The organism is Trebonia sp. (genome assembly GCF_049794275.1).
Classification (GTDB): Bacteria; Actinomycetota; Actinomycetes; order Streptosporangiales; family Streptosporangiaceae; genus Trebonia.
In genome coordinates, this window is sequence record NZ_JBARCR010001119.1 from 1 (window position 1) to 10,011 (window position 10,011).

The window sequence follows — 10,011 nt, forward strand, 5'->3', positions numbered from 1 at the left end:
CGATCCACGTCCGCACGGTTTCGCGTGCCTCGCCGAGTGCCGGCGAGACCTGGAGCAGGGACAGCGCCTCGGCGTGCAGCGCGGCATCGGTCAGGTCGGCTTCCGTCAGCAGCCACCGGAGCCGCTCGCCGGCCGGGTCCGAAGACCGCAGCGCGTAAAGCACCGGCAGGGTGCGCACGCCCTGCCGCAGGTCGGTGCCGGGCTCCTTGCCCGACTGGGCCGACGACGAAGAGACGTCGAGCACGTCGTCGGAGAGCTGCCAGGCGACGCCGATGTGCTGGCACGCATCGGCGATGAGATCGGAGATCTCGTCGGGCGCGCCGGCGAACATCGCGCCGAACCGGCCAGCGGTGGCGATCAGCGAGCCGGTCTTCTCGGTGATCACGTGCATGTAGTGATCGAGCGGGTCCTGCCCGGGCCGGAGGCCGACCGTCTCGGCCAGCTGGCCGTCGACCAGGCGGCTGAACGTCTCCGCCTGGATCCTGATGGCCTGCGGGCCGAGGTCGGCGAGGATGCGGGAGGCCCTGGCGAACAGGTAGTCGCCGGCCAGGATCGCGACCGAGTTGCCGAACATCGAGTTCGCCGACGGGTGCCCGCGCCTGATGACGGCCTCGTCCATCACGTCGTCGTGGAACAGCGTCGCCAGGTGCGTGAGCTCGATGGCGACCGCCGCTGGCACGATCCGCTTGTCGCGGCTGTCCCCGAAGCGGGCGGCCAGCAGGACCAGCATCACGCGGAACCGCTTGCCGCCGGCCGCCATCATGTGCCTGGAGACCTCGGCGAACATCTCGTTACCGCCGAACGAGGTATCCCGGAGCGCGGTCTCCACCACGGCCAGGTCCTCCGCTATTTCCGCGGTGAGAGCCTTGTCAGCGAACTCGACCGGAACTGCGATGGTCACGCGAACTCCATGTCCTCGGCGCACCTAACCCAGCGCAGGAGCGTAGGAACTCACCAGCATACGAACTGGGCGGCGCGCCGGAAACACCGGGGTGCCAGGCGTCATCGCACGAATAGCTGCGTGGCCGCGTGGTTGGCCAGGCTCAGCAGCGGCTCAGGCACGATGCCCAGGAAGACGGTCGCGACCGTGCCGACCGCCACCGCGATGCCCGTGAACAGGCCGGCCCTGACCACTTCCGGGCCGTCGGCCGCAGGCTCGCTGAAGAACATCAGCACGATGACACGGACGTAGAAGAACGCCGCGACCGCCGAGGACACCACGCCGACGATGACCAGCGCCGTGGCCCCGCTCGCGATGGCCGCCTGGAAGACCGCGAACTTTCCGATGAACCCGCTGGTCAGCGGGATGCCGGCGAAGGCGAGCAGGAACAGCGCGAACAGCCCCGCCACCATCGGCGACCGCTTGCCGAGGCCCGCCCAGCGGGACAGGTGGTCGGCCTCGCCGCCCGGGTCGCGGACCAGCGTGATCACGGCGAACGCCCCGACCGTGGTCAGGCCGTAGGACGCCAGGTAGAACAGCGACGACGACAGGCCCTGCTGCGAGGCGGCGATCACCGCGGTGAGGATGAACCCCGCGTGCGCGATCGACGAGTAGGCGAGCAGCCGCTTGACGTCGGTCTGCGTGATGGCGATCACCGCGCCGACCACCATCGTGAGGACCGCCACGACCCACATCGCCGGCCGCCAGTCCCAGGTCAGGTTGCCGAAAGCCACGTAGAAGACCCGCAGCAGGGCGCCGAACGCCGAGACCACGACGCACGACGCCATCAGCGCGGTGATCGGGGTCGGCGCGCCCTGGTAGACGTCCGGCTTCCAGGACTGGAACGGTACCGCGCCGACCTTGAACAGCAAGCCCACGCCGGTGAGCGCGATCCCGGCGAACAGCAGCGTGTCGCTGCCGGTGTTGCCGGCCGCCACCGAGGCGATCTTGCCCAGCGACACCGAACCGGAGAACCCGTACAGCATCGCGATGCCGAACAGGAAGAACGCCGAGGAGAACGCGCCGAGCAGGAAGTACTTCATCGCGGCCTCGTGCGACAGCAGCCGGCGGCGCCGCGCGAGCCCGCACAGCAGGTACAGCGGCAGCGACAGCACCTCGAGCGCCACGAACATCGTCAGCAGGTCGCTGGAGGCGGGGAACAGCATCATGCCGCCGACGGAGAACAGGGTCAGCGGGTAAATCTCGGTATGCACGAAACCGGCCAGCAGGCTCGCGCGCTCCTCGGCCGAGCCGGGCACCGCGGCCGCCTGGCCCGCGAACTCCGGCACGTCGTGCGACGCGTCGGCGATCAGCAGCACCGAGACGAAGGCGAGCACCAGGATCGTGCCCTGGATGAACAGCGTCGGCCGGTCCACCGCGACGGCGCCCATCGCCGCCACGTGCCCGGCGCTGCCCTTGGCGAAGATCGTCGAGGACCCGGCGATCACGCAGGTCCAGATGAAGGCGGCCAGCAGCGCGCCGAACGTGACCACCAGGTGCACGCTGCGGCGCAGCGGCCTGGGCACGAACGCCTCGACGAGCACGCCGATGATCGCCCCGGCGAACACGACCAGCATCGGGGCGAGCTGGCCGTACTCGATGCTGGGCGCCGGGATCGCGCCGGGGACGGTCGCGGCGGCTGCGGCAAGCGGGGTCACGGCTGGGTTCCCTTCTGGGCAGCCGAGGCGGTTACGGCCTGGGCTGGCGCGGGATGGGCTGGCACCGGGTCGGTCGAATGGACCTGGCTGAGCGTGGACTGCACCGCCGGGTTGATCACGTCGAGCACCGGCTTCGGGTAGACGCCCATCGCGATGATCAGCGCGACGAGCGGGAACACCGCCACTAGCTCCCGGAACCTCAGGTCCGGCATCTTGGCCACCGGCTCGGCCACCGGGCCGGTGGCTATCCGCTGGTACAGCCACAGCGCGTAGATCGCGGCGAGGATGATGCCGGCCGTGGCGAAGGAGGCGGCCACCTTGTAGCGCGTGAACGTGCCCACCAGCACCAGGAACTCGCTGACGAAGGTGGACAGGCCGGGCAGTGAGAGCATCGCGAGGAGGGACACGAGGAACAGCCCGGCGAGCACAGGGGCAACGGTCTGCACGCCACCGTAGTCGGCGATCCGGTCCGAGCCGCGCCTGACGATCAGGAACCCGGCGAGCAGGAACAGCGCCCCGGTGGCGAACCCGTGGTTGACCATGTACAGGATCGCGCCGACCTGCCCCTGCGACGTGAACGCGAAGATGCCGAGGACGATGAATCCGAAGTGCGAGACCGACGTGTATCCGATCAGCCGCTTCATCGAGGTCTGGCCGATCGCCACGATCGCCCCGTACAAGATGCTGATCACCGCGAGGACCAGGATCAGCGGCGTGAAGTAGTGCGCCGCGGTCGGGAACAGCTCCAGGCAGTACCTGATCATGCCGAACGTGCCGACCTTGTCCATTACCCCGAGCATCAGCACCGCCGCGCCTGGCTGGGCGGAGAAGGTCGCATCGGGCAGCCAGGTGTGGAACGGCCACAGCGGCGCCTTGATCGCGAACGCGATGAAGAACCCGAGGAACAGCCACTTCTGCACCAGCGGCGAGAGGGTGACGTGCACCAGGGTGGAGAACAGGAACGTGCCGTGGTGCCCGGTGGCCGCCGACTCACCCGCGTACACGTACAGCGCGATCACCGCGACCAGCATGAGCAGGCCGCCGAGCAGGCTGTAGAGCAGGAACTTTACGGCCGCGTACTGCCGCGGCCCGACGCCGAACGACCCGATCATGAAGTACATCGGGATCAGCATGGCCTCGAAGAAGACGTAGAACAGGAACACGTCGGTGGCCGAGAAGACCCCGATCATCATGGTCTCGAGGACCAGCATCATGGCGAAGTAGCTCTTGGGCGACCGCCTGGCGTTGTCCGCGTCGTGCCAGGAGGCGAGGACCACCATCGGCATCAGCACCACGGTCATGCCGATGAGCACGAGCGCTATCCCGTCCACGCCGAGCGCGTAGTGCACCCCGAACTGGGGGATCCACGAGTACTGCTCGGTCAGCTGGAAGGTCGGCCCCGAGGTGTTGAACCTGGTGGCCATCACGATCACCCAGACCAGCGTGATCAGCGTGACGGCCAGCGCCAGCACCTTGACAAGCCGGGACCGCGCCTCGACGTCGCCAGGCGCGCTGTCCGCGGGCAGCGACGGCACGAGCGCGACGAGCACCGCCCCCACCAGCGGGATGGCGCCCGCTACGGTCAGCCAGGGAAAGCCGTTCATTTACAGCCTCACCACTAGAAGGCCGGCCACCAGCAGCACGGCGCCGATAAGCATGGACAGCGCGTAAGAGCGCACGAAACCGGTCTGGATCCTGCGCAGCCGCCCCGACGACCCGCCGATCGTCGCCGCGATCGTGTTGACGAGCCCGTCCACGCCGCGGCTGTCGAAGAAAACCGATAGCCGGGTCAGCCACTGCCCCGGCCGCATCAGCACCGACTCATTGAACGCGTTGCCGTACAGCTCCTGGCGCGCCGCGTTCGTGACGAGGTTGCCCCGCGGCGCGGTCTCGGGCACCGGCACGCGCCCGTACATGGACCATGCGAGCACGGCGGCAACGACTGCCAGCGCCAGGGAGGTCTCACCTGGCACGGTCCAGAGCCCGTGCAAGACCGGCGGCGTGCCGACCACAGGGGCGAGAAAATCGACAAGCCGGTCGTTGATGATCAGGAACGCGCCCGCGACGATCGACCCGATGGCGAGCACGATCATCGGCACCGTCATTACGGCCGGCGACTCGTGCGGATGCGCGTGCTCCTCCCAGCGCTTGGCGCCGGTGAAGGTCATGAGCACCATCCTGGTCATGTAGAACCCGGTGATGCCCGCGCCGATGATCGCCGCGCCGCCCATTAGCCAGCCCGCGGTTCCGCCCTGATCCCACGCCGCGTCGATGATCGGGTCTTTAGTGAAGAACGCGGAGAACGGCGGGATGCCGATGATCGCCAGGTAGGAGATGGCGAACGTGACGGCGGTGATCGGCATGATGCGCGCCAGGGCACCATAACGCCGCATGTTCACCTCGTCGTCCATGCCGTGCATGACCGAGCCGGCGCCGAGGAAGAGCCCCGCCTTGAAGAACCCGTGCGCGAGCAGCTGCGCGATCGCGAACGCGTACCCGGCCGGGCCGAGGCCCGCCCCGAGCATCATGTAGCCGATCTGCGACATGGTGGAACCGGCGAGCGACTTCTTGATGTCGTCCTTGCCGCACGCGATGATCGCGCCGAACAACAGCGTGACCGTGCCCACGATGGCCACCGCCATCCGCGCGTCCGCCGACTGCGCCAGGATCGGGTTGGACCGGACCATCAGGTATACGCCGGCGGTGACCATGGTGGCCGCGTGGATCAGCGCCGACACCGGGGTCGGGCCTTCCATGGCATCGAGCAGCCAGGACTGGAGCGGCAGCTGGGCGGACTTGCCGCAGGCGGCGAGCAGCAGCAGCAGGCCGAGCGCGAGACCCACGCCGGAGCCCCCCGACTTCGCCGACGCGAACACGCCGGTGAAGTTGAACGTGCCGAACTCGGCGAACATCAGCATGATCGCCAGCGACAGGCCCGCGTCACCGATCCTGTTAGCGATAAACGCCTTCTTCGCCGCGGCCGGCGGCGCCTGCCTGGACTGCCAGAACCCGATCAGCAGGTAGGAGGCGAGGCCGACACCCTCCCACCCGGCGTACAGCGCGAGGTAGTTGTCGGAGATCACCAGCAGCAGCATCGCGGCGATGAACAGGTTCAGGTAGCCGAAGAACCGCCGCCGCTCAGGGTCGTGCGCCATGTACCCGATCGAGTAGATGAGGATCAGCGAGCCGACGCCCGTGATCAGCAGCACGAAGCAGATCGACAGCGGGTCCAGCAGGATCCCGATGTTCGCCTGGAACCTCTCAACCGGGATCCATGAGTACAGGTGCAGGTCGCGGCTGCGGTCCGCGGCGGGATAGCTGAGCAGCGTAAAGAACGCGATCACGCCGTAGACGAACGACGCGAGGGACATCGCGCAGCCGAGCAGGTGCCCCCATCTGTTGGTGCGCCGCCCGCCGAGCAGCAGGACCGCCGCGCCGAAGACCGGGAACGCGAGCAGCAGCCACGAGAAGCGCAGCGCGCCGGTCGCGGCAAGCGTCGTCATACCAGAATCCCCTTAGTACTTGAGCAGGTTCGCGTCGTCCACCGACGCGGACTTGCGGGCGCGGTAGAGGGCCATCAGGATCGCGAGCCCGACGACTACTTCTGCGGCCGCGACGACCATCACGAAGAAGGCCACGACCTGGCCGTCCAGGTTCCCGTGCAGCCTCGCGAACGCCACGAAGGCGAGGTTGCACGCGTTCAGCATCAGCTCGACGCACATGAAGATCACCATCGCGTTGCGCCGGACGAGGACGCCGACGCCGCCGATGGCGAACAGGATGACGGAAAGGAAGACGTACGCTGCGGGGCTCATGCTTGCTCGTCCCTCCCCCTGGCGGCGGCTTCGATCTGCCGCTCTTCTTCGATCCGGTCTTCCGTTTCGAGATCAGCGGTCACGTCCGACTGCGGGTCGCGGCCAAGGTCCACGTCGCGCTGGGTCACCGCCTTCGATATGGAACGTGCGGTGGTGCTTCCATCAGGCAACAGCGCCGGCATGTCGACGGCGTCGTGCAGGGCGTACACCCCCGGCGGCGGCTCGGGCGCCACGTGCCCGCTGGCCACCCGGCGGCGGGACAGCTCCCGCTGGGTCGGCTTGGGCTCGGTGCGCTCCCGGTGCGCGAGCACCATCGCGCCGAGCGCGGCGGTGATCAGCAGGGCGCTGGTGGCCTCGAACGGGAAGACGTACGTGGTGAAGATCAGCTTCGCGAGGCCGGTGAGGTTATCGACGCCGTTGGCGGCGGTTTGCGGAGCGGCGCTGCCGATGGCCGCGTGCCCGATGCCGACGATCAGCAGGATCAGGAACCCGAGACCGCCGAGGCCCGCCCAGAGCCGCTGACCGCGGATCGTCTCCACGAGCGAATCCGACGAGGTCACGCCGATCAGCATGACCACGAAGAGAAACAGCATCAGCACGGCGCCGGTGTACACGATGATCTGCACGAAGGCCAGGAACGGCGCGCCCTGCATCGCGTAAAGCACCGCGAGCGAGAGCATCACGACCGCGAGCATCAGCGCGCAGTGCACAGCCTGCCGCATGAAGATCATGGTGATGGCGGCGCCGACGGACAGGATGGCGAGGATCCAGAAGAGCGCCTTGCTGTAGATCGGGTCCAGGTTAGTGCCGTTGTTCGCGGCCAGCAGCAGGTGAGTCATTCGTCCACCTCTCCGCCCGTCGTTTCAACGCCAGGCGCTTCAACGCCCATCGAGGCCTCCTCAGCCTCGAACGCCGTCTCGTCTTCGCCCGACACCAGGTAGTCGGCAGCCGTGATGTGCACCGCCGGGCCGGTCGGCCCGCCAGGTCCGGACATGCCGGGCGCGCGGTCGGTGGCCACCACCCCTCCGCCACCTAGGCGGTAATAGTCCTTCTCGTCGTTCCCGAGCCGCATCGGGTGCGGCGGCGCCTCCATGCCGGGACGCAGCGGCACGAGCAGCTGCTCCTTGGTCCAGATGAGGCTTTCCCTGTTGTCGTCGGCGATCTCGTACTCGTTGGTCATCGTCAGCGCGCGCGTCGGGCACGCCTCGATGCACATCCCGCACAGGATGCAGCGCAGGTAGTTGATCTGGTAGACGTGCCCGTACCGCTCGCCAGGGGAGTACCGGTCGTCCGGCGTGTTGTCCCTGCCCTCGACGTAGATCGCGTCCGCCGGGCAGGCCCAGGCGCACAGCTCGCAGCCGATGCACTTCTCCAGCCCGTCCGGCCAGCGGTTCAGCTGGTGATGGCCGTGGAACCGGGGCGCGGTCGGCCGCTTGTCCTCCGGGTACATCACGGTGTCCACCTTCCTGAACATCTCGCGGAAGGTGACCCCGAACCCCTTGACGGGGTTGAGGAAATCAAGAACCGGCACCGGTGACCTCCTTCGTCACATCGGTCGAGCCGAGCGGCGGGCTGCCAAGCGCCGGCTCACCCAAGTCGAGGCCGTGATAATGCGGCAGATCGAGCGGCGGCACCGGGAAGCCCTCGACGGTGCCGTTCGCGCCGTCCGGGACTGGCGGCGGTTCCGGCCCGATCTCGGCGGCGTGCCGCTGGCCCGCGTTGTCCCAGAACGTGACCAGCAGCAGGATCAGCACGATGACCAGGCCGGCGCACGCGTAGACGACGTTCGAGTGAGTGTCGTTCCGCCACGCCTTGACCGTCGCGATCAGCAGGATCCAGACGATCGACGCGGGGATGAGGATCTTCCAGCCCAGCGCCATCAGCTGGTCGTACCGCACCCTCGGCAGCGTGCCGCGCAGCCAGACGTAGCAGAACAGCAGGATGAAGACCTTGATCAGGAACCACAGCACCGTCCACCAGCCGCTGTTGGCGCCGGACCAGAGCGAGATCGGCCACGGCGCCCGCCAGCCGCCGAGGAACAGCGTGACGGCTAGCGCGGAGACCGTGACCATGTTGATGTATTCGGCGAGGAAGAACATCGCGAACTTCATCGACGAGTACTCGGTCATGTGCCCCGCGACGATCTCGCCCTCGCCCTCGGGCAGGTCGAACGGCACCCGGTTGGTCTCGCCGACCATCGTCACCAGGTAGACGAGGAACGAGGGAAGCAGCAGCCACCCGTACCAGAAGTGCTGCTGGGCCGTGACGATCGCCGTGGTGGACAGCGAGCCCGCGTACAGGAACACCGCGACGAACGCCAGGCCCATCGCGATCTCGTAGCTGATCACCTGCGCGGTCGAGCGCAGCGCGCCGAGCAGCGAGTAAGGCCCGCGGGATGCCCAGCCGGCCAGCACGATGCCGTAGACGCCGATCGAGCTCATCGCGAGCACGAGCAGCACCGCGACCGGCAGGTCGGCGACCTGCAGCGGCGTCTGGTGGTGGAAGATCGAGACCACCGTGCCCCACGGGATGATCGCGAAGGCGATGAACGACGTCCCGGCCGCGATGATCGGCGCGATGAAGAAGACCAGCTTGTCCACCTTGGTGGGGACGATGTCCTCCTTCAGCGGCAGCTTGAGCGCGTCGGCGATCGGCTGCAGCAGGCCCCACGGCCCGGCCCTGTTAGGCCCCGGCCGGTTCTGCATCCGGCCGATGACCCGGCGCTCGAACCAGATCATGAAGATCGTGGTGAAGATCAGGAACACGAAGACGATCCCGACCTTCAGCAACACCAGCCACCAGGGGACCAAGTAGAAATCGGCTAGCGTCGGGTCCGCTGCCAGCGCCCCGCTCATTCTGACCTCCTCAGGGTCACCCGGCTGCCGTGCCCGGCGCCGAGGTCGGTGCGGACCGCGGAGCCCGCGGAAGCGGTCGGCAGCCACACCACGCCATCGGCCATCGGCGTCACTTCGACCGGGATCGTCAGCGCGCCGGCCGCCGTCGTGACGGTCACCTTCTCGCCGTCGCTCACCCCGGCGGCCGCCGCCGTGGCGGGGGACACCCGCGCCACGACGGGCCGGGCGGTGCCCGCGAGGTACGGTTCGCCATCCTGCATCCGGCCCGCGTCGAGCAGCTGATGCCAAGTGGCGAGGCGAACCTCGTGCTCACCGAGCTCAGGGGAAGACGCGGAAGGAATCACGGCGGGCGGCAGCGGGCGGGCGCCGCGCCAGCCGCCGAGCTCCGTGAGCTCGGCCCTGACGGCGGCTGCGTCCGGCAGGGCCAGGTGCACGTCCATCTCGTCGGCGATCGCGCCGAGCACGTACTGGTCGGTCCGGACGCCTGGCACGGTGAGCGCGGCGCCGAACGTGCCGCCGCGGCCTTCCCAGTTCACGAACGTGCCGGCCTTCTCGGCGATCGCGGCCACCGGGAACACCACGTCGGCCCGGTCGGTGACCGCGCTGACCCGCAGCTCCAGGCTAACTACGAAGCTGGCCGCCTCCAGCGCCGCCAGCGCGGCGGCCGGGTCGGGCAGGTCGGCCGGGTCCACTCCGGCGACGACCAGGGCCGACAGCTGTCCGGTCGCGGCGGCGTCCAGGAT

8 protein-coding genes and 1 pseudogene are annotated in these 10,011 nt (G+C 68.5%); all 9 read right to left on the reverse strand.

From position 1 onward, the window contains the following. Positions 1-901: polyprenyl synthetase family protein (locus WA805_RS27810; protein WP_425243812.1), on the reverse strand; the 901-nt coding region annotated here is incomplete at its 3' end. Between the two features lie 101 nt (positions 902-1,002). Beyond that, positions 1,003-2,598 carry an NADH-quinone oxidoreductase subunit NuoN gene (nuoN, locus tag WA805_RS27815; protein ID WP_422290654.1) on the reverse strand — a complete coding sequence of 532 codons (1,596 nt, stop codon included), beginning with the start codon at positions 2,596-2,598 and terminating at the stop codon, positions 1,003-1,005. Next, the gene (locus tag WA805_RS27820) at positions 2,595-4,202 is read right to left on the reverse strand and encodes an NADH-quinone oxidoreductase subunit M (protein ID WP_424564228.1); all 1,608 of its coding nucleotides are present in this window, start codon (positions 4,200-4,202) and stop codon (positions 2,595-2,597) included. The genes nuoN and WA805_RS27820 overlap by 4 nt, the downstream gene beginning before the upstream one ends. Further along, entirely contained in the window at positions 4,203-6,101 is a 1,899-nt protein-coding gene (nuoL, locus tag WA805_RS27825) for an NADH-quinone oxidoreductase subunit L (protein ID WP_425243813.1), read from the reverse strand. A gap of 12 nt (positions 6,102-6,113) precedes the next feature. Next, complete coding sequence (gene nuoK, locus WA805_RS27830) at positions 6,114-6,413, reverse strand: NADH-quinone oxidoreductase subunit NuoK (RefSeq protein ID WP_422290648.1); 300 nt, start codon at positions 6,411-6,413, stop codon at positions 6,114-6,116. After that, the gene (locus WA805_RS27835; protein ID WP_422275370.1) at positions 6,410-7,252 is read right to left on the reverse strand and encodes an NADH-quinone oxidoreductase subunit J; all 843 of its coding nucleotides are present in this window, start codon (positions 7,250-7,252) and stop codon (positions 6,410-6,412) included. The genes nuoK and WA805_RS27835 overlap by 4 nt, the downstream gene beginning before the upstream one ends. Positions 7,253-7,443: 191 nt before the next feature. After that, positions 7,444-7,944, reverse strand: a pseudogene (gene nuoI / locus WA805_RS27840) (NADH-quinone oxidoreductase subunit NuoI); the annotation flags it as partial. Next, on the reverse strand, positions 7,931-9,268 hold the full coding sequence (gene nuoH, locus WA805_RS27845) for an NADH-quinone oxidoreductase subunit NuoH (protein ID WP_422291021.1): 1,338 nt from the start codon (positions 9,266-9,268) through the stop codon (positions 7,931-7,933). The gene nuoH and the pseudogene nuoI, both read right to left, overlap by 14 nt. Further along, positions 9,265-10,011 (reverse strand): molybdopterin dinucleotide binding domain-containing protein (locus WA805_RS27850; RefSeq protein WP_425243814.1); only part of this gene is annotated, 747 nt, incomplete at its 5' end. The genes WA805_RS27850 and nuoH, both read right to left, overlap by 4 nt.

Excerpts from the sequence above, each read along its gene's own strand:
- nuoK (WP_422290648.1), bottom strand. The coding sequence starts at position 6,413 with ATGAGCCCCGCAGCGTACGTCTTCCTTTCCGTCATCCTGTTCGCCATC.
- nuoL (WP_425243813.1), bottom strand. The coding sequence starts at position 6,101 with ATGACGACGCTTGCCGCGACCGGCGCGCTGCGCTTCTCGTGGCTGCTG.
- WA805_RS27820 (WP_424564228.1), bottom strand. The coding sequence starts at position 4,202 with ATGAACGGCTTTCCCTGGCTGACCGTAGCGGGCGCCATCCCGCTGGTG.
- nuoH (WP_422291021.1), bottom strand. The coding sequence starts at position 9,268 with ATGAGCGGGGCGCTGGCAGCGGACCCGACGCTAGCCGATTTCTACTTG.
- WA805_RS27835 (WP_422275370.1), bottom strand. The coding sequence starts at position 7,252 with ATGACTCACCTGCTGCTGGCCGCGAACAACGGCACTAACCTGGACCCG.